The following is a 604-nucleotide window of genomic DNA, read 5'->3' on the forward strand; positions in this document are numbered from 1 at the left end:
TCCTTCAATAGGTCCGTTTGTTCTAGTTGGATACTCACAAGTATTTTGAATATATGGCAAGTAAGTACTTAGAGTCTTTAATACTCTTTTCAAACCAGGAGATAGGTCTAATTGCGTAGCTGCTTCAATCGTTTCCTTGAATTCTATATAGTCTCTATCCTGAATACATTCATGAAGTGAATGTACGACCTCATAATCATTTTTAAGAGATGTATTGTTTTCTAAGATATAATCCACGATTCCTTTGCTTGTTATAAAACTTTCGAAAAGCTTATAACGATTATATTTATAGTTCTGAAGTTCGTTAGGGTTCTTTAAAATTAACTTCCAATAATATTTTAACTTTCGATATAATTTAGCGTCTTTATAACGATATTGATTCATGACACGTACCCGAGTTCGATTTAATTCTCTATTTAGGGCTTGTACAATGTGAAAAGGATCAATGATGATTTTTGCGTTAGGAAACATTTCTTTTATTAATTGAATGTATGGCAAGTACATATCTATTGAGATAGTTTTTACCTTAAATCTAGTCTTAGGCTCAAAACGATGAAAATATTGTTTCAAATTGTAAGATTTTCTATCTCGTACAACATCGACC

Annotated in this window: 1 protein-coding gene; it reads right to left on the bottom strand. The window is 30.8% G+C overall.

What is annotated here, in order from left to right; all coding sequences use genetic code 11:
* On the bottom strand, positions 1–604 hold a 604-nt coding region (locus HMPREF3103_RS02890), incomplete at both ends, for a transposase (RefSeq protein WP_148128794.1).

This window comes from Granulicatella sp. HMSC30F09 (genome assembly GCF_001806915.1).
In the GTDB taxonomy this organism is placed as follows: Bacteria; Bacillota; Bacilli; order Lactobacillales; family Aerococcaceae; genus Granulicatella; species Granulicatella adiacens.